A 25,842-nucleotide genomic window follows, 5' to 3' on the forward strand; every position below is an offset into this window, starting at 1 on the left:
CACCGCGACGTCCGCATGCGCGCGGCGCGACCGGCTGACGGCCAAGCAATCCGACCAGACGCCACTGTAGGCGCGCGGCGGCCAAACATCCAATCGCAGCTTGAGTACAATCCATTCCAGATGGTTATGAGCCCACTGGGGCTTACCCTTACGTCCCGATCATGTCCAGACCACCCACTGTGCACGACACCACTGTGCTAGCCCGGCTGCGCTTCAAGCATCTGCAGTTGCTCGACATCCTCGGGCGCACCCACAATCTGCGCATCGCCGCCGAGCAGATGCACATGACCCAGCCCGCCGCGACCAAGATTCTGAGCGACATCGAGACCATGCTCGGCGCGCCGCTCTTCGAGCGCCTGCCGCGCGACATGCGGCCCACGGATCTCGGCGCGCTGTCCTTGCGCTATGCCAGCCGGGCCGTCGCCGATCTGGGCAAATTCGTCAGCGAGTTCTCCATGCTGAAGAACGGCGGCTACGGCCATCTCGCGATCGGCGCCATCACGGCGTCCACCGCGCAGGTCGTCACCGCCGCCATCAAGGAGATCCAGCAGCAGCGGCCCGCGCTGATTGTCCGGCTCATCGAACAGAGCAGCGATCAACTGGCGCTCTGGCTGGAAGAGAAAAAGCTCGACCTGATGGTGGGACGCCTGACCGAAGCACGCCAGCAGATCCTCTTCGACGTCGAAGATCTCTCGGCGGAACCCGTTTGGGTGGTGGTTGGACGGCACCACCCGTTGCTCAAATGCGCCAACCTCGAAATCGCCGATCTCGGCTCGTGGTCGTGGATTCTCTATCCGCCCGCCACGGCGATCCGTCACCTGTTCGACGAAACCTTCGCCGCCACGGGACTGCTGGCGCCGGTCGGCATCGTCGAAACGCCCTCCATCTTCTCGACGCTCGAACTGCTGCAAAGCACCGACATGATTTCGCTGCAACCGCGTGCCGCCGTCGAAAAGTACGTCGCGAACGGCCTGCTCGGCCAGCTTGTCGTGCCGATCCATCGCACCATGTCGAACTACGGCATCATCACCCGCAAGAACGAAATTCCCTCGCATGCGACCCAGGAGTTCATTGCGCTGCTGCGCGCCAGTGCCGCGCGGCACGGTCATCATCACGCCCATTCCGCCGACCGGCCAGGTGCGCAACCGGTCACAGCAGGCACGGCACACCGCCCAGATTGAGCCGCCGGCCCACACGGGCGCTGCGCGCTCACGTCGCGGCGCCGCGTACGGCCACATGAAGCGAATACAGCGACGTGTTTGCCGCGATGAACAAACGGTTGCGATGCAAGCCGCCAAACGTCAGATTGGCCACCACTTCGGGCAGCAGGATCTTGCCGAGCAAGGTGCCATCCGGCGCATAGCAATGCACGCCATCCAGCGCACTGGTCCAGACGTTGCCACCTTCATCCACGCGCATTCCGTCCGGCACGCCCTCGTGAATCTCGACGAATTCGCGGCTGTGGTTCAATTTGCCGTTTGCCACATCGAACACACGGATATGATGCGGCGCGCCCTCGATATGCGAGGCCGCGGAATCGGCGATGTACAGGCGGCTCTCGTCCGGTGAGAACGCCAACCCGTTAGGCTTGACGAAGTCGTCAGCCACCAGCGCAACTTCATCGCTGGCCGGCATCACACGGTACACATTGCAGCGGCCAATTTCGCTGTCGGCGCGGCCACCTTCGTAGTCGCTGAGAATGCCGTAGTCGGGATCGGTGAACCAGATCGAACCATCGGATTTGACGATCACGTCGTTGGGCGAATTGAGCCGCTTGCCCTGGTACGCCGAAGCCAGCACGGTAATCGTGCCGTCGTGCTCCGTGCGCGTCACGCGACGCAAGCCGTGTTCGCAGGTGACGAGACGTCCTTCGCGATCACGCGTATTGCCGTTGGAGAAATTCGAATTGGCGCGAAACGTCCCCACGCCCATGCCGGGCGCCCAGCGCAACATGCGGCTGTTCGGAATGTCGCTCCACACCAGATAGTCGCCGGCCGGGAAATACACCGGGCCTTCGGCCCACAAACATTCGCCGTAGAGTTTTTCGAGCGGCGCGTTGGGCTGAAGCATGGCGCGAAAACGCGCATCATGTACTTCGAATTCGTTTGGGTTCATGGTTGTTAGCGTTCCATTTCACTGCATCGAGATTGTTTTCACTGACGACTTGAAGCACGGCCATGCGTCACCGCAGGCCTAATAGCGCATCGAGCGGCCGCCCGACGCCACCACCACGACGATGATCAGCAGTCCGTACGCAATCGAGCGCACACCGGCGCCAGCACCCAATGCGTTGAGCACCGCATTGGTCAGGAAGAGAAACATCGAGGCGCCCCACACCCCGAGCACCGTCGCGCGACCGCCGGTGACCTGGGTGCCGCCGATCACCACCACCGCGATGGAGATCAGCATGTATTCGACGCCCATATCCAGCGTGGCGCCGCCCGACACTGCGGCAAGCAGCACGCCGGTGAGCGCCGCAATGCCACCGGAAAGCAGGTACACCTTGCAGCGCGTCCGCTCCACACCCACGCCGGCCAGCCACGCGGCGCGCGGATTCTGGCCCACCGCCGAGAGCCCGCGCCCGAACACCGTCAGATGCAGCAGCACCGCAATTGCCACCGACAGTACCAGCGCGATCCACGCCAGATGCGGCAAGCCGAGCAGATGACCGTTGGCGAACGTCTCCAGTGCGACCGGCGGCGCATTCATCCCCCGGCTTTGCGTGATCGCGACGGACTGGATGATGAAACTCGACGACAGCGTCGCAATGATGGGCGGGATGCGCAGCACGCGGATGAGCAGGTAATTGGCGAAGCCGACCAGAACACCAGACGCAATGGCAGCGGCAAAACCGGCCACCACGCCGTCCGCGGCCATGACGTGCACGCCGATCATGCCGGCGAGCGCGATCACGGATGGCACCGACAGGTCGATATTGCCCGGCCCCGAGGTAATGACGAGCATCTGTGCGAGACCCACCAGCACCATGAAGATGCCGAACACCAGCGCGGTCAGGACGACGTTGCCGGCAATCGCCAGCCCGAACACAAAGGCGATGACAATGGCGACGCCGACCGCCCCAACGAAGGACCAGGCCCACGGCGCGCGCAGCCCTTTGAGGCGTGCGCTGAGTGTTGCAGGTGGCTCGACGCTGGATGCCGTTGGCGAGCGCAGTTCGGAGGGCCGGTTCATCGACGCCCCCCACTACGTTGCAGCAGCACCCGCAGCGATAGCACCGCGATCAGGATCGCGCCCTGCATGCCGACCTGCCAGTCAGGTGAAATGTTCAGGAATGCCAGGAACGACGCCGCGACCGTCAAGGTGATGGCACCGAGCACGGCGCCCCATACCGAGACCCGTCCGCCGACGAACTCGCCGCCACCCAGGATCACCGAAGCAATCGAGAGCAGCGTGTAGCGCAACGCGAGGTTGGGATCGGCCGAGGTGGTGAGGCCCAGCAACGACAGGCCGGAGCACACACCGAAAAAGCCCGCCACGCCGTACAGGATCGCGCGGCTCTTCACCATCGACCAGCCGAAGCGGGTCATCGCGCGGGGATTGCCGCCCGCTGCCCGGACCCGCACCCCGGCCGACGAGCGCATCAGCAGCAGATGCCCGACCACCGCAATCACGATCGACCAGACGATGGGTGCCGCAATGAGCGGCGTCTGATAGGTCATCAGGCTGCCCAGCCACTCGGGACTGCTGCCGCCAGGCGACGGCAGCAGCAGCACCGCGAGCCCCGTCCATACGAACGACAGGCCGAGCGTGACCACGATGGAGGGAATCTGGCGGAATTCGATCAGCGCGCCAATCGCCGCGTACAGCAGCACGCAGCCGATGAGCGCCACCGCGCCGAGCCACGGTTCGCGCACCAGCAGGGTCGCGCCAATGCACGCGGTCAGACTGACGAACGCACCGATGGACAGATCCAGATCGTTCACGGTAATCACGGCCAGTTGCGCGAGCGTCGCGAACACGATCGGCACCGCGAGATTGAGCAGCAGTCCCAGACCGAAGTAACTGAACGTGGTGGGCTGCAAGATGAAAATGGGCACCAGAATCACGATCAGCGAAAACACCGGCAGCAATGCCCTAAGCCGTACGCTGCGCAGGTTGCCCGTCGACACGACACTCGGCGTCATGCGGCTTGCTCCTCGAAACTGGCGGCGAGCAAGGCCTCTTCCGTGCATTCGTCGGCGTGGAGCATGCGCGTGACGCGTCCCGAACGAAACACATAGGCGCGATCGCACCAGGCCAGTTCGCCGTTTTCCGTGGTGTACCAGATGAAGGTGCGGCCATTCGCGGCCTCGTTACGCACGAGTTCGTAGATGTCGCGCTTGGTGCCGATATCGACGCCGCGGGTGGGATCGTCCATCAGGATGAGATCGGCATCCGAAGCGAGCGCGCGGGCGAACAGCACCTTCTGCTGATTGCCGCCCGAGAGCGACAGGATGCCGGCACGCGTCGCGGCCCCGCGTATGCCGATCTTCGCGCGCCACTCCTGCACGAGCTTGCGTACGCCTTCGGCATGCACGAGCCCGTAGCGCCGCAGATCGTTCGAACTGCCAAACAGCGAACGGATGGAGAGATTCTCGCTGATCGACCACAGCGGGAAGACGCCGTCGTCAGCGCGATCGCCGGCCACGAACGCCACCCGCGCCGCCGCACCGCGACGGCTCGCATCGCGATAGATGGTCAGCAATGCTTCCGTCTGTCCTTGCCCTGCCAGGCCCGCAAAACAGACGATCTCGCCGCGCGTCGCATCAATGGTGGAACGCCGCGCCGGTGGACCGAGCTGCCAGGTGAAATGCGCGTCGTCGCGCTGCCGGCGCGCCGACGCCTGGGTTTGGCGTGCGGCTTCGACATGCTGCCCCATTGCCCGCACGATGGCGTCCTGATCGAGCGCGGCACGCGGCAAGACCGCCGCGGCCATGCCGTCGCGCATCACCAGCACGCGATCGGCCACCTGTTCGATCTCGCCGAGCATGTGGCTGATCAGAATGGAGGCGATGCCTCGCGCTGCGGCCTCGCGGATAAAACCAAGCAGTTGCCCGGCAGTATGGGCGTCGAGACTGGACGTCGGTTCATCGAGAATCACCAGTTTCACGGGCGCCTCGACCACCGTGAAGGCCCGCGCGATTTCGACCATCTGACGTTGCGTCAGGCTCAGGTCCGCGATGAGTTCATGACCCTTCAGACCGTGGCCCGGAAAGATCGCGTCGAGCTGCCCGAGCATCAGGGACGTGGCCTTCTTGCGCCAGCCGCGTCCCTTGAGCGTGGGGTGCAGGATGCACATGTTCTCGGCCACCGAGAGGTTCGAACACAGCGACAGCTCCTGGAACACGCAGCGCACGCCCGCTTGCCGCGCCACGTTGGCGTCGTAGTGACTGAGCGGCTGACCGGCCACCGAGAGCGTGCCCTGATCGGGCGCATACACGCCGGCCAGCACCGCCATCAGCGTGGACTTGCCCGCGCCGTTGTGACCCGCGACACCGACACACTCGCCGGTGCGAAAGGCAAAGTCGATGGCGCTCAACGCCTTCACCTGACCGAACGACTTGCCGATGCCGGCCAGTCCGATCAATACGTCCCCCGGCGCACTGCCGGATGATTCAGTGGCTTCAGTGGATAAGACCGTCATAAGATCCTTCGTCGTGCCGGGCATCGCTCGCGACGACGCCACATGGCGAGGCGTCGCGAGCCATGTGCCTTACTTCGAGTCGACGACCTTGAGCACCTCGTCGCGCGTGTAGTCCTTGTTGGCGAGCTGACCGGGCGGCGTTTTCGCAAGCACCGAGTCGAGTTCGTCAGCCTTCACCTGGAGCAGCGGCATCTGGATATCGTGCGGCAGTTTCTTGCCGGCCAGCAGTTGCTGGGTCACCCAGAAAGCGAAGGTCGAGCAGCCAGGTGGGATGGTCACGGAGAGCGTCTCGTAGTTGCCCTTCTTGCGCTGGTCGGCCCACCACGCCAGCTCTTCCTGACGGTTGCCGAGAATGATGATCGGCGTGGGACGCCCCGCCTCGGCGAAGGCCTTGGCCGCACCGAAACCGTCGCCGCCCTGATCCACTACGCCGTCGATTTTCGGCAGCGTGGGCAGCACACCGGCCACCTGTTTCTGCGCGACGGTCTGGGTCCAGTCGCCATGCACCGAGCCGACGATCTTCAGCCCCGGATACTTCTTGAGTTCGTCGACGATGCCCTGATGGATTTCGTCATCCACGGACACACCCGCAAGGCCACGGATCTCGAACAGGTTGCCGGTGCCGTTCAGGCGCCTGGCCATATAGTCCACCTGCATCGCGCCCAGCTGCCTGAAATCGACGGTGATGCGATAGGCGCAAGGCTCGGTGGCGATGCCGTCGAACGACACGACGGTCACGCCTGCGCCGCACGCCTGCTTGATGACGCCATTGAGGGCGGTGGGCGAAACGGCATCCACGGCAATGCCCTTGAAGCCTTGCAGAACCAGGTTCTGCATTTGCTGCACCTGCTCAGTGGCCTGATTCTCGGCGGTGGTAAAGGTGGGCGCGGCGGCGACGATCTTCTGCTTGACTGCATCGTCGGCGACATCCGACCAGCTCTTGAGCATCGACTGGCGCCAGCTGTTGCCTGCGTAGTTGTTGGAGAGTGCGACTTTCATCGAGGAGGTATTGCCCGTCGCCAGTTGCGCGCTGGCGGGGCCGGCAATGCTGACGCAAACCACGGCGGCAAGAATGCCGCAGGCCACTTTCGATCTCACGTGCTGTCTCCGTTTGATATTTGAAAGATTCAGATCTGAGGCATGCTGCCGAGCAGGTTCCGTCCTTACCGGTCGCTCCCCTTTGAGTCTAAAGAGGTGGGCATAGGCGATCCAATTGCGTATTTCGCGCGAGCCATTCCGGCTGGTTATTGCGTTGCCAACGTAAACCCGCATGGGCCGAGGATGTTAACCAGCGTGGCGCCGAACAATGCTGCAACGCGCCAGGCGCCGCCCGAAACGCCGATCCGCGCTCAATCCATCGAAGGCTGGTGCAAGCTGGATTGCCCCCGGGGGCAATTTCGTTGCCCCTTCTCCCGATAGCGAAACCTCGCTGCCCCGCCAATACTGGAAGCCGGTAAGCCACCACTCGTGTCGATCGAAATGGCAATCCGTGACTGGAGGTCAAAAATGAGTCGTGCGACGGAGAAGATCAAGGAAGAATTCCTGAAAGTCCTGCCGCCGACGCTTTTCTTCTTTGTCATCCTTCACATCGTCGTGCTGATCCGTTCGCTGATGGTGCGCGAAAGCGGCATCGCGCTGCCCACCACGGCGTCGGTGCTGGTGTCGTCGCTCATCCTCGGCAAATCCGTGCTGATCGCGGACATGCTGCCGTTCATCAATCGTTTCCCCGACAAGCCGCTCATCTGGAACGTCGGCTGGAAGACGCTGATGTATGCGATCGTCGCGCTGGTGCTCCACTATCTGGAGCAACTCTACGACTACTGGAAAGAAGCATCGGGCTTTGCCGCCGCCAACCATGAACTGCTCACCCATATCAGCTGGCCGCGCTTCTGGGCGATCCAGATCCTGCTCGTCACGCTCATCTTCAACTATTGCGTCGTCGCGGAACTCTCGCGCGCGCTCGGAAAGAACACGCTCAAGAGGATATTTTTTGGCCCGCTACCGGCCCCACCCGAGTTGCCAAAGCGTGCGTGACCGTGCGTGCTTGAGCGTGCGTTCCTTGCATGCATTAAAGGCGTGTGATTGGCCGTGTTGTTATTAGCAATCCTGTCGACTATCAATCAAGCGTACTGGAGACACACCATGCAACGACGCACCTTTCTTTCCACTGTCACGTATTCGGTTGCACTGAGCGCGCTGGCCGTTGCCGCCGGTTGCACGACCTCGTCCGGCTCATCGGACTCGGCCGCGACCGATATGTCGAAGCGCCAGTCCATCGATGCCAGCGTCGACGGCACCATGTCGAAACTGTATTCGAGCGTCAAGGGCTCGCGCGAACTGGTCTCGAAGGCGCGCGGCGTGCTGGTGTTCCCGTCCGTGCTGCAAGTCGGCTTCATCGTCGGCGGACAGTACGGTGAAGGCTCGCTGCGTGTGGCGGGCACCACTGCCGGGTACTACAGCACGGTGTCCGGTTCGTTCGGCCTGCAGGCGGGCGCGCAATCCAAGGCCATCATCTTCCTGTTCATGACGCAGGATGCACTGGATGACTTCCGCAATTCGAAGGGCTGGTCGGCTGGCGGCGACGCCTCGGTGGCGCTGGTGAAAATGGGCGCGAACGGCGCGGTCGATACGACCACGGCCACCGCCCCGGTCGAAGTGTTCGTGCTGACGAACGGCGGCCTGATGGCCGATGTCTCGCTGGCCGGCACCAAGGTCTCGCGGCTCAATATCTGATGGCGGGTGCGTGCGTGGCCGGGTGCGTGTGGCCCGGCTACCTTGCCTGCCCACGTCCCTGCCATACCGCTGTAAAGCACCGGCTGCCCATACCTGTCCAGTTTCGGATCGAGGCGGCGTTTCTCTTGCTCATTGGGAGAACAGAATGAAGAGAAGCGTGATATCTCTGTTCATGGCGGCCGGGACCTTCCTGACCGTGCTGGGCTTCGCACCCAGCGCGGGGGCCCAGGCCTCGGCGCCGGATGCGGCGAGCAGTCCTGCGAATCCGGTTGACCCGGCGGCCATCCAGGCACTGCAGAAAATGGGCGCGCATCTCCAGTCGCTAAAACGCTTTAACGTCTCGCTCGACCTGACGGGCGAGCGTGTGCTCGAAGACGGTCAGAAACTCCAGCACACCGCCACTGCTGAACTGCAGGTTGACCGGCCGAACCGGATCCGCGCCTTCATGCGCAGCGCCCGAAGCGAACGCGAGATCATTTATGACGGCAAGACCGCCGTGCTTTACGAACCGGAGCAAAAGTATTATTCGAGCGTCGCATTCGACGGCAACCTCGGGGCGTTGATCGCGCAGCTACGCGAGCACTACGGGGTGGAATTTCCGCTCGCCGACCTGTTCATCTGGGGCACGCCCGATGCCCCTGTCGACCAGTTCGAGTCCGCCATGTTCGCGGGCCAGGATTACATTGGCGCGGACATCTGCGATCACTACGCATTCCGGCAAAAAGACATCGACTGGCAGATCTGGATCACCACCGGCAGCAAACCCTTGCCGCGTAAGCTCGTAATCACGCGGCGCGACGACGATGCGCGTCCGCAATCCGTTTCCATCGTCGACTGGACGACGGCACCCACCTTCAAGGATTCCGTGTTCACGTTCCGGCCACCCGCGGGCGCGAAGAAGATCGAGCTCGTGCCCGTTGCCGAGCAAAAGGAGTAGGCCATGAGAACTGCATTTCAGCGGTATCAAAACCTGCTCCCGATTCTCCTGTGCGCGAGCGTGGCCGTGCTGTCACCTCTGGACGCAGTGGGACGCGGTGGCGGCGGTCACATGGAACGCGGCGGGCACGGTGGTGGAGGCGGTGGCGGCTTTCACGGCGGCGGCGGTGGCGGTGGCGGCGGCGGTGGCGGGCGCATGAACAACGCCAACGCCGATCCCCGTACGCGTAACGTGCGCAACACCAGCGTCAACAACGTGAACGTGAATGTCAGCGGGAACAATCGCGGCGGCAACGACCACGGCCATGACAATCACGGTGGCCATGATGACCACGGCCATGATTACGATCACGGTCACGGCTACGACCATCACGGCGGCTGGGACGACGATTACCATCCCATCGCCACCGCGGCGGCCGTCACGGCGACGGTCGCAGTGACCTCGGCGGTGGTCGGGTCGATCGTGCGCTCCGTGCCGCCGAACTGCGCGCCCGTGAACTACGGCGGCATGATCTACCAGCGCTGCGGAAGCACGTGGTATCAACCGCAGGGTGCGCAATACATTGTCGTCAACGCGCCCTATTAAGGATGGCCGGCCGCTACGGGAGGATGCATGCAGCAACTCATAAGACATCCGATCATTCTGTTCTTCGTGACGCTGCTGCTGACCGCGCTGGCTGGCTGGATCGGCGCCGTCGTGTTGCGACAGCGCGTGCCCATCAGTGAAGATTCGCGCGACGACTTCAAGCTGGTGCAGTCCGCCACCTTGACGCTGCTCGCCCTGATCATTGGCTTTAGCCTTTCGATGGCGGTGAGCCGCTACGATCAGCGCAAAAACTACGAGGAGGAAGAGGCCAATGCCATCGGCACCGAATTCCTGCGCGCCGATCTGCTGCCCGCCGCTGCTGGCGGCGAGATTCGCGCGGACCTGGCGCGCTATCTCGACCTACGCATCGAGTTCTATCAGACGCGTGACGGCCAGCGCCTCGAACAGATCAACGCCGCCACCGCCACGCTGCAAGGCAAGCTGTGGAACGCGACCACGAGCGGCGCCCAGACGCTGCCGAATCCCATTTCCGCCCTCGCGGTAGCCGGCATGAACGACGTGATCAATACCCAAGGCTATACGCAGGCCGCCTGGTGGAACCGCGTGCCGCTCGCTGCGTGGATCCTGCTGCTCGTCATTGGCGCGTTCGCCAATCTGCTGGTGGGCTACGGCGCGGAGAATGCGCACGGCAGCAAGGGCCGTCTTTTGTTCATCATGCCGCTCACCGTTTCTCTTTCGTTCATGCTGATCGCCGACATCGACAGTCCGCGCAACGGCATCATCCGCGTGGTGCCGCAAAATCTGATCAGCACGGCACTCTCCCTGCCCAAGCCGTAGTTCGCGTGCTGCCGCTTGTCACTTGCCACTTGCACCCGCTCTGCGTAGCAGAACTGAGCGATTGGAAACGAGTACGAGCACGGCCACCATTCCACCATTCAAAGCAGGAAATTCACGCGTTGCTATCGCCCTGATTAACCTGTCGCGAATCGAGGACAAAACCAATACAAAATACATTTCGTTTCGCTTACCGTTCTGGCATAGTGATCCAAGGCGTAATTCTTCGCGGACATCATGAACGAGGAACGCATTTCGAGGATCGCTGCTGCCGCATGCGCGCGCGCCATTTCGCTTTGCGCACGCTCGTGCCATTCATTTCTGCCACGCCGTTCATGGCCTTTGCCATCACACCCGGCATCGCACTCCCTTTCGCGCAGCGTATTACGTTGCATATTGCGCTTCAGTTGCGCAATTAATTCGCAATTCAGTTCATTATTCAATTCCGCATTCACGGCGCCATTCAATGGACGCCATTACTGGAATGGCACGGCGTTAAATGCGAACGCGCAGATCGGCGCGCACTGTTCGCCGTTGCATGTGGAATGCGATTCGCCGTCCAGCCACGCAGGCAGCGCGCGGCCATGCTGCTGATCGTCGTCACGGCCGTGTTACTGCAGGCGCTGACCGCCGCCGCGTGGCTATGGCAGCGCAGGCAACGCCAGATCGCCGAAGCCAGGATCACCCAGCAGCGCGCCGAACTGGCCCGCATGGGCCGCTTCGCGCTCGCGGGTGAATTAAGCGCATCAATCGCACATGAAGTCGCGCAGCCGCTCGGCGCCATCCTCAGTAACGCCGACGCCGCGGGCATGTTGCTGGCGGACCGGCCGCGCACCAGCGAGCTGGATTCCATTCTCACCGACATCCGACGCGATGCGCTGCGTGCGAATCAGGTGGTACAGCGTCTGCGCGCCCTGCTGCAAAAACACACGCCGACACGCGGCCCGCTCGACCTCAAGGCGATCTTCGACGAAACACTCGAACTGCTGCGTCCCGAGGCGCGCCGGCGGCAAATCACGCTGGAGTCGAGGCTCGCGGCAACCCACGCCCTGATCATGGGCGATCACGTGCAGATGCAGCAGGTGTTGCTCAATCTTGCGATCAACGCGATGGATGCGATGGAACACACCCCGCCCGCCCGCCGCACCCTTTTCCTGCGACTCGCTCTCGCCACGAAGCTGACCGGGGAAGGTTGCGAGCTTACCGTGGCCGATCGCGGACATGGCATCCCGGACGAAGCGAGCGAGCGTCTCTTCGATCCGCTCTACACCACGAAACCTCACGGCATGGGGCTTGGCCTTGCCATCGTGCGTAACATCGTGCTCGCTCACGGCGGCTTCGTCTCTGCCGCGAACCGCGAAGGCGGCGGCAGCGTGTTCACCGTATGGCTTCCTGCGCTGCCCGGTCAGAGCACGGCGCGCGCATTGCGCGAACTTGAAAACGCTGAAGAAAAGACTACATTCAAAGCCCGGCCTGCAACCCAGGGAGGACATCCATGAGCGAACGAGCGGGTGCTGTCATTCATGTGGTTGACGACGACGACGCCTTGCGCACCGCGTTGCTGCGGGTATTGCGCTATGCGGGCTACACGGCGAAGGGCTATGCGAGCGCCGGTGAATTTCTCGTCGCGCAGCCCGACGCCTCACCCGGATGTCTGCTGCTGGACCTCGACCTCCCCGGCCCAAGCGGACTCGATCTGCAACACGCGCTGCACCGGATGGGCAATCCCATGCCCATCGTCTTCATCAGCGCGCACCATGACATCCCGCGCACCGTCATGGCCATCAAGGCGGGCGCGTGCGATTTTCTCCTCAAGCCGGTCGACGCGCAGAAGCTGCTCGCGTCCATCGAAGAGGCGCTCGGCGCAGTGCGCCGCGCCGCCGACGCGGATCGCTTTGCTCTCGCGACCGAAGCTGCGGGCCTGAACGTGCGCGAGCAGGTGGTGCTGCGCGGCATCGTCTCAGGCCGGCTCAACAAGCAGATTGCAGCGGATCTGGACCTGAGCGAGCGCACCATCAAATCGTGCCGCGCCGATCTCATGCGCAAGCTGGATGCGCACTCCTTCGCGGACCTCGTCCGGCTCGCGGACCCGATCGTGCGCAATCAACCGCTGGCCTGACACCGCCTTGCCCCCGAGGGGCAATCGTGTTGCCCCAAACCCGAATAGCATCGAAGGTCGGCTCGCACGACACTTGCTGAAAGGGACCCCGGTGGGCAATGAACGATATCAGCCTCCTGATCGTGATCGTCGAAGACGACGCCGGCATGCGTCGCGCCTTGCAACGCCTGCTGCGTGTGTCCGGGTTCGACACGCAGGTGTACGAGAGCGCGGAAGCGTATGCCGGTGCCAACGATCTGCGCGTGCCGCACTGTCTCGTGCTCGACGTGCATCTGCCCGGCGCTTCGGGGCCGCAATTTTACGAGCAACTGGTACAGCCGAAACCGCCGGTCGTGTTCATCACCTCGCACGACAATCCGGTGACGCGCCATGCGGTAGCCAGCGCCGGCGGCACGGAACTGCTGATCAAGCCGTTTGTGGCGAGCGAACTGCTCGACACGATTTCCCGGGCCGTGCTGCGCGGCTCGTCCCCCTGACGATGCGTGTCGCGCGCACCCACGTCGCGAGACCTCGTTGCATGGTGCGCGCATCGCTACCTGAACGATATAAAAGGAGACCAACATGGCCACCGTCCAGACAATTGCCGAGCGGCAGGAGGCCGGCAGGCAGGCACGGCAACGTGCGGCGCGCTCACAGAATGCAGTGACCGGCAACGTCGATCGGGACCCCGTGCAATTGCTGCGCGAAAACAGCACAGGACGGGTGGAAGCGTTGGTGCCGCTGCGCTATGGCCGCATGTCCGTGTCGCCCTTCACGTTCTTTCGCGGCAGCGCCATCCTGCAGGCGCACGATCTCGCCGCCACAGAGAACACCGGGATCACGTTTCCGATCTGCGGTGACGCGCACCTGATGAACTTCGGCGGCTTCGCCACGCCCGAGCGGCAACTGGTGTTCGATCTCAACGACTTCGACGAAGTCGCACCCGGCCCGTGGGAATGGGACATCAAACGGCTCGCCGCGAGTCTCGCCATTGCCGGCGAGCATATGGGCGTCGAGCGCAGCAGCATAAAGGACATCGTCGCCACGGCCATGCAGGAGTATTGCGACCGCATGCATCGTTACGCCGAGTGCAGCGCGATGGAACTCTGGCACGAGATCGTCACGTTCGAGCGGATGCTCGAAGCCGCCGCCACCAGCGAAGGACGCCAGTTGATCAACCGGGCCATGGCGAAAGCGGCCGGCCGCACGCACGAGGGCATCCTCGGCAAGATGGCCGAGGAACACGACGGCCACTGGACGATTCGTGACGCGCCGCCCGCGCTGTTTCATCCCGGCGGTCCGAACTCACTGCTCGGCGAGGAGCAGAAATGGTCCAACACCGACGAATGGAAAGGCAAGCTCGCCACCGCGTTCGACAGTTATCTGCAAACCATTGCGCCCGACCGGCGTCTGCTGATCGCGCAGTTCGAGCTTCAGGATACGGCCTTCAAGGTGGTCGGCGTGGGCAGTGTCGGCACGTTCTGTCTGGTCATGCTGTTCATCGACAGTCATGGCAAGCCGCTTTTTCTGCAGGTGAAGGAAGCACGCCAGTCGGTGATCGCGCGATACTTCGAAGCCGACGCGCCGGCTCACGAGGGCGAGCGCGTGGTGACTGGCCAGCGTCTGCTGCAGGCCGCGAGTGATTCGTTCCTCGGCTGGACCTCGGGCCCTGCCGGGCGCTTTTTCTATTTTCGGCAGTTGCGCGACATGAAGATATCCGCCGAGGTCGAACGCATGAGCCCCACCATCCTGCAAGGCTACGCGCGCATCTGCGGCTGGGCGCTCGCGCGTGCGCACGCCAAGGCGGGCGGCAAGGCCGTGGAAATCGCCGCGTATCTGGGCAACGGCGGCCGTTTCGCAGAAGCGCTCACGCAATATGCGCTCGCTTATGCGGTGCAAAACAACAAGGACTACGACGTGTTCATGCGGGCCTGCCGCTCGGGCAAGCTCGAAGCGCGCAGTGACGAAGACATGGCGGCGGATTTCCGCGTCTGAAGGCGCAAGACAAAAGACGACAGCCCGCGCGGCCAGGCATCATGCCGCGCCACAGGTTTGCCGCTCACACGCAGACAAACCAAAAACCGGGGTCCGGAGAGACGCGATGATCAGGAGCGCTGTGCGACGCATCGCGCCGTGTCTTGCTTTATTGCTTGCGCTCGCAGCGCTGACGATGCGTGTCACACCCGCGCTTGCCGCCGCCCCGCTACGGGTCGCGATTGCGCCGGTTGCACCCTTCGTGCTGCCGCAAACCGCGACGCCCGAGGGCTTCAGCATCGACCTCTGGAACGAGATCGCGCGCCGCATGCACGTCGATTTCACGTGGACGGTGCTGCCGCAACAGAGCGCGCTGTTGGCCGCCGTTGCGCGCGGCGACGCGGATGTGGCGATCGCCGCGATCACCATGACGCCCGCACGGGAACAGACGGTGGATTTCTCGCTGCCCTACTTCGACTCCGGCTTGCAGATCATGGTGCGCACCCAGAGCGAAAGCTCGTTCATGGCCACCTTCTGGTCGATACCCTGGCTCGCGCTGGCTCAACTCGTGGGCATCACGGTTGCCATCGTGTTCGTGCTGGCGAATCTGGTGTGGCTCACCGAGCGCCGGCGCGACCCCGGGTTTCAGAAGCCCTATTGGCGCGCGCTCGGTGAAGGCTTGTGGGTGACCATGCTCATCATCGCCACGGGTGAGCATGGCGAACGCGACGCGCCGGGTGTATGGAAGCGCATCCTCGTTCCCGCGATGTGGCTGATCGGCGTAGTGCTGATCGCGCAATTGACGGCGACGGTCACGTCCTCACAGACGGTTGCGCGCCTTCAGTCGAACATACGCGGGCCCGACGATCTTCCCGGCAAGACCATCGGCACGGCACCGGGCACCACCGCCGCGGACTACCTCACGCAACGCGGCCTGCCGTTCGTCGACGTGCACAGCGCCGCCGAAGGCATCCAGATGCTCACGCAAGGCGACGTGCAAGCCATCGTCTATGACGCGCCAACCTTGCAGTACTGGGCCGCGAAACGCGGCAACGGCGTGCTGGCCGTCGTGGGTCCGATATTCCGCCCCGAAAAATACGGCATCGCCGTGGCTAACGGTAGTGCGCTGCGCAAATCCATCAACGAGACCTTGCTCGCCATGTACGAGGACGGCACCTACGAACAGATCTACAGCAAGTGGTTTGCGGCGAACAAGTAGGCCTCCAGACCGTCTCTTCCAGCGCGTTCGTATCGGCGAAGCAACACGATTGCCCTTTATCCCTATGGTAGTACGGTTGAGTTGAACTAACACTTACGTGGTGAGCCGCTGGGCATGGTGGCTCGAACGCAGCGAACGGATCGGCATGGGCGTATGCCTCGCTAGCGAGGCGCTCGCACTTGCCGGATACAACACCGCGGCTGTCGTGTCCGTTTCTACCGATGATGGACGATGCCATGAACCACATTTACCGGTTGTGCTGGAGCCGTTCTCTCAAGCAATGGGTCGTCGCATCCGAGTTCGCGAGGCGACGCTCCGGCAAAGGAAGCGGACGGCTCCGCAACGGCGCACGACGCGCCGTCATCCTGCTCGCGAGTTCCGCATCCTTGATATGGCTCGGCATCCCGTATGCGGCCGGCGCGCCGAGCGGCGGCCAGATCACCGCGGGCAGCGGCACGATCAGCCAGGCGGGTGCGACCACCACCATCCAGCAAGGCAGCCCGACCCTGCAGGTGAACTGGCGCAGCTTCGACATCGGCGCGGGCCAGACTGTGAATTTCGTGCAACCCGGCAGCAACGCGCTCGCGGTGAACCGCATCTCCAGCAGCACGGCCAGCCAGATCTTCGGACACCTGAATGCCAACGGCCAGGTCTGGCTCATCAATCCCAATGGGGTGCTGTTCGGGCCGTCCGCGCAGGTGAATGTGGGCGGCATTGTCGCCTCCACGCTCGACCTCGATAACGGCACGCTCGGCGGCAACAGCCGCGTGTTTTCCGGCAACGGCAAAGGCGCGATCGTCAATCAGGGGAGCATTGTCGCGGCGGACGGCGGTTACGTCGCGCTGCTCGGCAATCACGTGTCGAATCGGGGCATTGTCAGCGCGCGGCTCGGCACCATCGCGCTGGCCGGCGGGCGCGCTGCCACGCTTACGTTCGACGGCTCGCAACTCGTCCATATCCAGGTGGATGCCAGCACGCTCGGCAACCTGGCCGAGAACCGGCAACTGCTGGTGGCCGACGGTGGCCAGGTCATCATGACGGCCGGCGCGAAAGACGTACTGCTCGCCAGCGCCGTGAACAACACGGGCAAAATCCGCGCCCAGACCGTTGGCGAGCAACAGGGCAAGATTGTTTTGCTGGGCGGTATGACGGCGGGCCAGGTGAACGTAGGTGGAACACTGGATGCGAGCGCGCCGAACGGCGGCAACGGCGGCTCGATCGAAACCTCGGCGGCGCATTTCAGCATCACGCCGGACGCGCACATCACCGCAGCCGCACCGTCTGGACGCGCGGGCACCTGGCTCGTCGACCCGACCGACCTCACCATCGACACCACCGCCGCCAGCCAGATTTCAGGCACGCTGAACGGCGGCACCAACGTGGTCGAACAGACCACGGCGGCAGGCGCCACCGGCGCGGGCGTGCAGACAGCCGGTGCGGGCGACATCAACGTCGATGCCGCAATTGGCTGGACCAATGCGGCCGCGAGCCTCACGCTCGAAGCGCTCAACGCGATCAACGTGAATGCGCCGGTGAGCGGCGCGGGCGCGGTGACGATGCAGGCCGGCACCGGCAACCTGACCATCGCGGCGGGCGCGTCGATCACGGGTGGCGCGGGTGTCACGCTCGCCACCGCCGCCAATTTCGTCAACAACGCGGGTGCCGCGGCAGTGAGTACAGGAACGGCCGCGCCCTGGCTGATCTACTCCAGCGACCCGCGGCTTGATACAGCGGGCGGCCTCACGCCCTCGTTCATCCAGTACAACGCCGCTTATGGGACCACGCCCGCTGCTTCCGGCAACGGCTTTCTGTACAGCCTCGCGCCCACCATCACCCTGACGGGGCTGACCGGCAGCGTGACCAAGGTGTACGACGGCACGACCACCGCGGATCTGACCAGCGCCAATCTGCAGACAACCGGGCTCGTGAACGGCGATGTGGTGGCGAGCGCAACCGGCAGCTACGCGAGTGCCAACGCCGGCACGGATGTGCTGGTGAATTCGCCGACTACGTTCGCCGGGGTCGTCATCAAGACCTCGACCGGTATCACGGCGTATGGCTACCAGGCGAGGGGGCAGGTGTCGGCCGACATCGGCACCATCACGCCCGCCCCGCTCACCGCGAGCATCGTCAACGATCCGACCAAGGTGTACGACGGCACCGCCTCGGCGCCACTCACGGCCAGCAACTACAGCTTCACGGGCTTCGTTGCGGGCCAGGGCGCCAGCGTGAATCAGGCCAGTTCGGTCTCCTACGCGAGTGCCGATGCCGGCGCCGCGGTGCCGGTCAACGCTACCTTCACGTCGAGCAATTTCGTTGCGACCAGCGGCACGAACCTCGCCAACTACACGCTGCCCACCACGGCCACCGGCACCGGCACCATTACGCCTGCCCCCTTGCTCATCAGTGGTCTGATTGCCAGCAACAAGGTCTACGACGGCACCCGCGCCGCCACGCTCAACACCACGGGTGCAGCGCTGTTCGGCGTGGTCAGCGCGGACAGCGGGCAAGTTGCGCTGCAAAGCGGCGGCGCAACCGGCACCTTCGTTTCGCCCAACGTGGGCAACAACATCTCTGTCATTCCTTCGGGCTTCACGCTGACGGGCGCCAAAGCGGGCGACTATCAGATTTCGGTGCCGGCCTACCTCACTGCCAACATCACGCCCAAGTCGATCACGATCACCGGCATCACCGCCAGTGACAAGGTGTACGACGCGACCACCGCCGCCACGCTCAACCTGAGCAACGCCACGGTCTCAGGACTGGTGGCCTCGGATGCAGGCAACGTCACGCTCGCCACCGGCGGGGTCGCCGCCAACTTTAGCCAGTCGAACGTGGGCAATGCCCTGCCCGTTTCGGTAAATGGCCTGACGCTGAGCGGATCGGCGGCGGGCAATTATTCCGTGGCTAGCATCAGCGGTCTTGCCGCCAACATCACGCCCGCGCCCCTCACCATCACCTTTGTCGGTTCGCCCACCAAGGTTTATGACGGCAGCGCCAACGCCACCCTGACGCAGTCGAACTACACGATCACGGGTTTCGTCGGTGGACAGAGTGCCGCCATCGGACAAAATTCGGCATCCTATGCAACGCCGAATGCGGGCAACGATATCACGGTGACCGCCGCGCTCAGGCCATCGGATTTCGTTCCTGCGGCCGGCACCTCGATGTCGAACTACACGTTCCCGACCAGCGTATCGACGCCGAGCGGCATCATCACGCCCGCGCCGGTCGAAGTGAACATCATCAACAACCCCACCAAGGTGTACGACGGCAACGCCACCGCTTCGCTTGGCGCTGGCAACTATCAGGTGCTCGGCGCAATTCCAGGTGAATCTATCGCCCTGAATCCGTACCCGCCCACCGGCGCCTATGCGACGCCCAATGTCGGCTACCAGGGTGTGAGCGCGACGCTTGGCATCGGCAATTTTCAGGCGGGCCCGAACACGCTACTGTCCAACTACGCCCTGCCCGCCACCGCCACCGGCATGGGCACGATCGTGAAGCGGCCCATCGACGGCGAAGTGACGGCCGCGATCACGGACAACCCGTCGAAAACCTACGACGGCAACACGATCGCCACCATCCCCGCCAGCGATTTCACCTTCAGCGGTTTCGTCGGCACGGACAGCGCGACGGTCGCGCATCCCATCACCGGTCAGTACGCCACCAAAAACGCCGGATCGCAGGCCGTGTCCGCCTCGCTGACGCAACCCGATCTCACGCCGGGCCCGGGCACGAACCTCAACAACTATTCTTTCCCGATCTCGGCGTACGGCACCGGCACAATCCTGCCGGCCCAGTTGATCGTCACGATCATCGGCAATCCGAGCAAGGTCTATAACGGCGACAGCGTCGCCCGTGTCACGAGCGGCAATCTGCAGATCAACGGTTTTGTCAGCGGCGAAGGCGCGACCATTACGCCGAGCGCGCAGTTCAATTACAGCCAAGCGAACGCGGGCAACTGGACCATCAGCGGCTCGCTCGTGCCGGGCAACTACACGGCCGCGAGCGGCACGCTTCTCACCAACTATCTGCTGCCCACCACGGCCCAGGGGCCGGGCACGATTTCGCCCGCGCCGCTCTACATCCTCAACACCTACGCGACCAACAAGGTCTACGACACGACGACCGCCGACACGCTCAATGTGAGCAGCGCCGCCCTCTCCGGCGTGATTCCGGCGGATACCGGCAACGTCACGCTCAACACGTCCACGGCAGGTACGTTCGCGCAGTCCAACGTGGGTAACAACCTCGCCGTCACGGCGAATGGCTTCAGCATCTCGGGCAGCGCGGCGGGCAACTACACCTTGCAGCCGCTCACGGGACTCACCGCCAGCATAACGCCCGCGCAGTTGCTCGTGAGCGGCGCCGTGGCCAACAACAAACCGTACGACAGCACCACCCTCGCCACCATCAACACCAGTAACGCGAGCGTCTCGGGCGTGCTTGGCAACGACCGGGTCACGCTGGCGACGGGCGGCGCTACCGGGCAGTTTTCCACCGCGAATGCGGGCACGAACCTGGAAGTGACCGCGAGCGGTTTCACGCTGAGTGGCGCCCAGGCGGGTAACTATGCGGTGGTGCAGCCGTCGAACCTGTTCGCGGATATCACACCGGCGCCACTCACGGTGACGATCACCGGCAACCCCATCAAGCAATACGACGGCACGAAGTCCGTGACGCTCGGCGCGTCCGACTTCACGATCACGGGCTTCGTCGGCAATCAGAGCGCCACCATCACGCAGACCGCCGCGAGCGGCTACCTCTCGCCGAATGTCGGCACCCGCGTCGGCATCGGCGCGACGCTGGAGCCGTCGGACTACTCGTCGGTGCTGGGCACGAACCTCTCGAACTACAACCTGCCCACCCAGGCGAGCGGCACCCTCGGCGAGATTACCGCGAAGGTCATCAATCTCACCGGCACGCGTGTCTACGACGCGACCACCAACGCCTACGCCAACCTGTTTTCGAGCGCCGGCCAGGTGGCGGGCGTGAACGGCGAAACGCTGACCCTGAGCGGCGTGGGCACGCTGTCGACGAAAAACGTCGGCAAGCAGCTGCCGTTCGCGAGTCTCGGCACGCTGACGCTGGGCAACGGCACCGGGCTCGCGAGCAACTACACGCTCGCAAGCGGCACCGACTGGGTGACCATCACCCCGGCCATGCTCACTGTCCTCAATACGATCGCGCTCGACAAGACCTACGACGCCACCACCACCGCGACCTTGCAGAATGCCTTGCTGAGCGGCGTGCTGGGCAGCGACAACGTCGTGCTCGGCAACGACACCTCCGGCAACTTCAACAACAAGAACGTGGGCACCAACAAGCCGGTCACGACCAGCATGACGATCTCCGGCACGGACGCGGGCAACTACACGCTCACGCAGCCCACCGGTCTCACGGCCGACATCACCGCGGCGCTGATCCGCGTGACGGCGACCGGCATCGACAAGCAATATGACGGCACGACCGCCGCGCAGGTCGATCTCGCCAGCGCCGGCATCAAGTCCGGCGACAACGTGAGCTTTGCCGGCTACTCGGCCAACTTCTCGCAGGCCAACGTGGGCACGGATCTGCCCGTGGCGGTGATGGGCATCGGCCTCGCCGGCGCCGACGCGGGCAACTACACACTGATCAATTCGACCGCGAATACCGCTGCGAACATCACGCCGCGCGTGCTGAGCCTGCAGGGCACGCGCGTCTACGACACCACCACCACGGCCGACGCCAGCCTGTTCTCGACGAGCGGTGCGATCAACGGCGTGAACGGCGAATCGCTGACCCTGAGCGGCGCGGGCACGCTGCCCAGCAAGAATGTGGGCACCCAGGTGCCGCTCGCCAGCTTCGGCACGCTCGCGCTCAGCAACGGCACCGGCCTCGCCAGCAACTACACGCTCACCGGCGGCACGGACTGGGTCACGGTCACGCCGGCCACGCTCACCGTGACGGGCACGCTCGCACACGACAAGCAGTACGACGGCAACACCAACGCCGCATTGACGGGCGCGACCCTGCAAGGGGTACTGGGCTCGGACGGCGTGACGCTCGCCACCGACACAGTAGGCCAGTTCAACGACAAGAACGTCGGCGCCAACAAGCCCGTCACGACCAGCATGACCGTTACGGGCACCGACGCCGGCAACTACCTGCTGGTGCAACCAGTGGGCCTGACGGCCAGCATCACGGCGCTGCCCATCATCGTGGCCACGGCCACCGGCAGCAACAAGGTGTACGACGGCACGACCACGGCCACGGTCGCGCTCGGCAGTGCCACGGTGGTGCCCGGCGACAACGTGACCTTCAACGACAGCGCCGCCAATTTCGCCACCAAAAACGTTGGCACGGCGATCAACATAACCGTGTCGGGCATCAGCCTGAGCGGCCCCGATGCAAACAACTACGTACTGCAGAACACGTCCGCGACGACGAGCGCCGACATCACGCCGTTCGTCCTGAACCTGCAGGGCACACGGGTCTATGACTCGACGCCCAACGCCAACGCGGCGCTGTTCGGCAACGGCGGCGTACTGACGGGCGCCGGTGGCGAAACGCTGACGCTGTCCGGCACCGGCACGCTCGCCAGCAAGAACGTGAACACCGCGCAGCCGTTCGCTGCCAACGGACTCGCGGGCTTCACACTGGCGGGCAACAACGGCGCCTCGACCGGCAACTACACCTTCGCGGGCGGCACCGACTGGGTCGCCATTACGCCCGCCACGCTGAGCGTAACCGGCACCACCGTCAACCCGAAGGTCTACGACAGCACGACAGCGGCAACCCTCAGCGGCGCGACCCTCTCGGGCGTCTTCGCGGGCGACGACGTGCTGCTTGGCAACGACACCACCGGCACCTTCGCCGACAAGAACGTCGGCACCGGCAAGGCCGTCACGCCGGCGACGATGGGCATCAGCGGCACCGACGCCAGCAATTACGTGCTGACGCAGCCCACCGGCCTCACGGGCACCATCACGCCGCTCGGCATCACGGTGAACGCCACCGCGCAGAACAAGACTTACGACGGCACCACGGCCGCCACGGCGAGCGTCGCCACCACCGGCGTGCTGCCCGGCGACGCGGTCAGCTTCAGCTTCACGCCGGGCGACGCGAACTTCGCCACGCCGAACGCGGGCAACGGCATCCGGGTGACGGTCGGCAACATTGCCGTCAGCGGCGCCGACGCGGGCAACTACACCTATAACGCCACGGCGACGACCACGGCGAACATCCTGCCCTTCGTGCTCGATCTCACCGCGACGCGCACCTACGACGGCACCGCAGGCGCCAATGCGAGCCTGTTCGGTACGAATGGCGTCCTGACCGGCACGCATGGCGAAACGCTCACGCTCTCCGGCACCGGCACGCTGGCCTCGAAAAATGCGGGCACGCAGGTGCCGTTCGCGGCCAACGGACTCAGCGGCTTCACGCTCGCAGGCAACAACGGCGCCTTGCCCGGCAATTACACGTTCGCGGGCGGCACCGACTGGGTGACCATCAACCCGCTCGCGATCACCGTCACGGCAACCGCTGCGAGCCGGTACTACAACGGCACGAGCATCGCCACGGCGGCGATCGGCACCACGGGCGTGCTGCCCGGCGACAGCGTGAGCTTCAGCTTCGCGCCAGGCGACGCGACATTCGCCACGCCGAACGCGGGCAACGCCATCCCCGTGACGGTGAGCGGCATCACGGCGAGCGGCGCAGACGCCACGAACTACCGCTTCAACACGACCGCGACCACCGCCGCCAACATCCTGCAATACGTGCTGAGCCTGCAAGGCACGCGCGTGTACGACGGCACCACCAACGCCAACGCGGCCCTGTTCGGCAACGACGGCGTGCTGAGCGGCGTGAACGGCGAAACGCTGACCCTCTCCGGCAGCGGCACGCTGGCGGGCAAGAACGTGAACAGCCAGCAGCCGTTCGCCGCGAACGGGATTGCGGGCTTTACGCTCTCCGGCAACAATGGCGCGCTCTCCAGCAACTACACGCTCGGCAACGGCGTGGGCGACTCGGTCAACATCACCCCCAGGCCGGTGACGATCACGGCCGTGGGCGACAACAAGGTCTACGACAGCACCACCGCCGCGCAACTCGCCAGCTTTACCGTGAGCGGACTCGTGGCGGGCGATAACGCCTCGGTCGGCTACACGTCCGCGAATTTCGTCACGCCCAATGTGGGAACGGCCATCCCCATCATGGTCGGTCTGTACGGCAACGGGACCGACATCAGCAATTACACGTTTGGCAGTTCGGTGGTGGTGACGAGCGCGAACATCACGCCGCGTGCCTTGACGATCTCGGTCAGCGCGCAGAACAAGACCTACGACGCCACCACCACCGCGCTGCTCAGCGGCTACACCGTGAACGGCCTGTTGGGGGGCGACGCCGTGAGCTTCACCGCCAGCGGCGCGAACTTCGTCACCGCCAACGCGGGCAACGGCATCGAGGTGGACGTGACGGGTATCACGGGCCTCGGCAGCGGCCTCGGCAACTACACCTACAACCGCACGGCGGTCACCTCCGCGGATATCCTGCCGGCCGTGCTGAACCTGACCGGCAGCCGCGTCTACGACGGCACCAGTCAGGCGGGCGCGAGCCTGTTCGGCAATGGCGGACAACTCGCGGGGGTCGCGGGCCAGACGCTCACGCTGTCCGGCACGGGCACACTGGCGAGCCGCAACGCCGGCACGCAGCAGCCGTTCGCGGCGGGCGGTCTCGCGGGCTATACGCTGAGCGGCAACGGCGCGGCGCTGGCGAGCAATTACACGCTGGCGGGTGGCGTCGACTGGGTCACCATCACGCCGCTCGCCGTCACCGTGACCGCGAGCGGCGCCAACAAGGTCTATGACGGCACGCGCACGGCTGCGGTCGCGCTGGGCAGCAATGGTGTGCTCAGCGGTGACAGCGTCAGCTTTAGCGCGCAGTCGGCCAATTTCCTTTCGCCGAATGCCGGCAGTGGCATCCCGATTCTGGTGACGGGTATTACGGGCAGCGGCGCGGACGCGGGCAACTACACGTTCAACAGCGTGGCGACCACGTCCGCTGCCATCACGCCGTTCGCGCTGAACCTGACGGGCAACCGCACGTATGACGCGCAACCCGACGCGGCGGCCAACCTGTTCGGCGCGCATGGCGTGTTGCAGGGCGTGAACGGCGAGACCCTGACGCTGTCCGGCAGCGGCACGTTAGCCACGAAGAACGTGGGCAGCGAGGTGGGCTTCGCGCCCGGCGGTCTTGGCGGCTATACGCTCACGGGCAACGGCGCGGCGCTGGCGGGCAATTACACGCTGGCGGGCGGCGTGGACTGGGTCACCCTCACCCCCGCGACGCTCACGGTGCAGGGCACCCACACCACCAACCGGACCTACAACGGCACCGTCGACGACACCCTCTACGGCGACCGGCTCGCCGGCGTGCTGGGCAGCGACAGCGTGGCGCTCGGCGACGGCAGCGTGGGCTATTTCAAGGATCCGAACGTCGGCCTCAACAAGCCCGTGAGCACGGCGATGCTGGCCGAAGGTCCCGACGCGGGCAATTACGTGCTGGTCCAGCCATCCGGCCTGACCGCCGATATCGTCGCGCCGGTCGCGCCAGTGCCGCCGGGCACGCTCGCCAACGTGCAGGCGCCGCTTGCGCCGAACGGCGTGGAGACTCCGTACGGCACCGCGCCGGACTCCGCGCAAGGTCACTACCTCGGCAACCAGATGCAGGAGGACGTGCCCGACCAACGCAACGTCTCCCGCTCCGACTTCCGTCCGGGCCTTGCGTTGACCGTATTCAACGGCGGGGTTCACCTGCCCGACCACTGACCTTCGAACGGATGGAACCACGCGAAACCACTGCCTCGCGCGCAC

Annotated in this window: 18 protein-coding genes; 12 read left to right on the forward strand and 6 right to left on the reverse strand. The window is 64.5% G+C overall.

Annotation, left to right across the window (positions count from 1 at the left end; genetic code table 11):
* Nucleotides 1–161 precede the first annotated feature (161 nt).
* Nucleotides 162–1,181: a LysR family transcriptional regulator gene (locus D0B32_RS27110; RefSeq protein WP_117337400.1), complete on the forward strand. Its 1,020-nt coding sequence runs from the start codon at nt 162–164 to the stop codon at nt 1,179–1,181.
* A 28-nt stretch (nt 1,182–1,209) separates the two neighbouring features.
* Here D0B32_RS27110 and D0B32_RS27115 read toward each other — a convergent pair whose 3' ends face one another.
* The 5 genes from D0B32_RS27115 to D0B32_RS27135 all read right to left on the reverse strand — a co-directional run bounded on the left by D0B32_RS27115 (nt 1,210) and on the right by D0B32_RS27135 (nt 6,643).
* On the reverse strand, nt 1,210–2,115 hold the full coding sequence (locus tag D0B32_RS27115) for an SMP-30/gluconolactonase/LRE family protein (RefSeq protein ID WP_117337401.1): 906 nt from the start codon (nt 2,113–2,115) through the stop codon (nt 1,210–1,212).
* A gap of 78 nt (nt 2,116–2,193) precedes the next feature.
* On the reverse strand, nt 2,194–3,192 hold the full coding sequence (locus tag D0B32_RS27120) for an ABC transporter permease (RefSeq protein ID WP_117337402.1): 999 nt from the start codon (nt 3,190–3,192) through the stop codon (nt 2,194–2,196).
* Nucleotides 3,189–4,145 (reverse strand): ABC transporter permease, encoded by a 957-nt coding sequence (locus tag D0B32_RS27125; RefSeq protein WP_117337403.1) that lies wholly within the window; start codon nt 4,143–4,145, stop codon nt 3,189–3,191. The genes D0B32_RS27120 and D0B32_RS27125 overlap by 4 nt, the downstream gene beginning before the upstream one ends.
* Complete coding sequence (locus tag D0B32_RS27130) at nt 4,142–5,644, reverse strand: sugar ABC transporter ATP-binding protein (protein ID WP_117337404.1); 1,503 nt, start codon at nt 5,642–5,644, stop codon at nt 4,142–4,144. Before D0B32_RS27130 ends, D0B32_RS27125 begins: the two co-directional genes overlap by 4 nt.
* Nucleotides 5,645–5,713: 69 nt before the next feature.
* Entirely contained in the window at nt 5,714–6,643 is a 930-nt protein-coding gene (locus tag D0B32_RS27135; RefSeq protein WP_117337480.1) for an ABC transporter substrate-binding protein, read from the reverse strand.
* 507 nt (nt 6,644–7,150) lie between these two features.
* Here D0B32_RS27135 and D0B32_RS27140 point away from each other — a divergent pair.
* The 5 genes from D0B32_RS27140 to D0B32_RS27165 all read left to right on the forward strand — a co-directional run bounded on the left by D0B32_RS27140 (nt 7,151) and on the right by D0B32_RS27165 (nt 10,697).
* Entirely contained in the window at nt 7,151–7,678 is a 528-nt protein-coding gene (locus tag D0B32_RS27140) for a hypothetical protein (RefSeq protein ID WP_117337405.1), read from the forward strand.
* 108 nt (nt 7,679–7,786) lie between these two features.
* Nucleotides 7,787–8,377: a YSC84-related protein gene (locus D0B32_RS27145; RefSeq protein WP_117337406.1), complete on the forward strand. Its 591-nt coding sequence runs from the start codon at nt 7,787–7,789 to the stop codon at nt 8,375–8,377.
* 145 nt (nt 8,378–8,522) lie between these two features.
* Nucleotides 8,523–9,314 (forward strand): DUF2092 domain-containing protein, encoded by a 792-nt coding sequence (locus D0B32_RS27150; protein ID WP_117337407.1) that lies wholly within the window; start codon nt 8,523–8,525, stop codon nt 9,312–9,314.
* 3 nt (nt 9,315–9,317) lie between these two features.
* Complete coding sequence (locus D0B32_RS32680; protein WP_181969919.1) at nt 9,318–9,899, forward strand: hypothetical protein; 582 nt, start codon at nt 9,318–9,320, stop codon at nt 9,897–9,899.
* Nucleotides 9,900–9,926: 27 nt separating this feature from the next.
* On the forward strand, nt 9,927–10,697 hold the full coding sequence (locus tag D0B32_RS27165; RefSeq protein ID WP_117337408.1) for a hypothetical protein: 771 nt from the start codon (nt 9,927–9,929) through the stop codon (nt 10,695–10,697).
* Between the two features lie 134 nt (nt 10,698–10,831).
* Here D0B32_RS27165 and D0B32_RS32365 read toward each other — a convergent pair whose 3' ends face one another.
* Nucleotides 10,832–11,149: a hypothetical protein gene (locus tag D0B32_RS32365; RefSeq protein WP_147329567.1), complete on the reverse strand. Its 318-nt coding sequence runs from the start codon at nt 11,147–11,149 to the stop codon at nt 10,832–10,834.
* Between the two features lie 90 nt (nt 11,150–11,239).
* On the opposite strand from D0B32_RS32365, the gene D0B32_RS27170 reads away from it, so the two are divergent.
* The 6 genes from D0B32_RS27170 to D0B32_RS27195 all read left to right on the forward strand — a co-directional run bounded on the left by D0B32_RS27170 (nt 11,240) and on the right by D0B32_RS27195 (nt 25,797).
* Entirely contained in the window at nt 11,240–12,193 is a 954-nt protein-coding gene (locus tag D0B32_RS27170) for a sensor histidine kinase (RefSeq protein ID WP_117337409.1), read from the forward strand.
* The gene (locus D0B32_RS27175) at nt 12,190–12,813 is read left to right on the forward strand and encodes a response regulator transcription factor (RefSeq protein ID WP_117337410.1); all 624 of its coding nucleotides are present in this window, start codon (nt 12,190–12,192) and stop codon (nt 12,811–12,813) included. The genes D0B32_RS27170 and D0B32_RS27175 overlap by 4 nt, the downstream gene beginning before the upstream one ends.
* Before the next feature lie 98 nt (nt 12,814–12,911).
* Nucleotides 12,912–13,289, forward strand: coding sequence for a response regulator transcription factor (locus D0B32_RS27180; protein WP_117337411.1), 378 nt, complete (start codon nt 12,912–12,914; stop codon nt 13,287–13,289).
* Nucleotides 13,290–13,374: 85 nt separating this feature from the next.
* Nucleotides 13,375–14,787 carry a DUF2252 domain-containing protein gene (locus D0B32_RS27185; protein ID WP_117337412.1) on the forward strand — a complete coding sequence of 471 codons (1,413 nt, stop codon included), beginning with the start codon at nt 13,375–13,377 and terminating at the stop codon, nt 14,785–14,787.
* A 106-nt stretch (nt 14,788–14,893) separates the two neighbouring features.
* Nucleotides 14,894–15,985 (forward strand): transporter substrate-binding domain-containing protein, encoded by a 1,092-nt coding sequence (locus D0B32_RS27190; RefSeq protein ID WP_181969920.1) that lies wholly within the window; start codon nt 14,894–14,896, stop codon nt 15,983–15,985.
* A gap of 236 nt (nt 15,986–16,221) precedes the next feature.
* A complete protein-coding gene (locus tag D0B32_RS27195) occupies nt 16,222–25,797 on the forward strand; it encodes a YDG domain-containing protein (RefSeq protein ID WP_181969921.1) in 9,576 nt (3,191 codons plus the stop codon).
* The last annotated feature ends 45 nt before the right edge of the window (nt 25,798–25,842 follow it).

Origin of the sequence: Paraburkholderia sp. DHOC27 (genome assembly GCF_003429005.1) — a bacterium.
Taxonomy (GTDB): domain Bacteria; phylum Pseudomonadota; class Gammaproteobacteria; order Burkholderiales; family Burkholderiaceae; genus Paraburkholderia.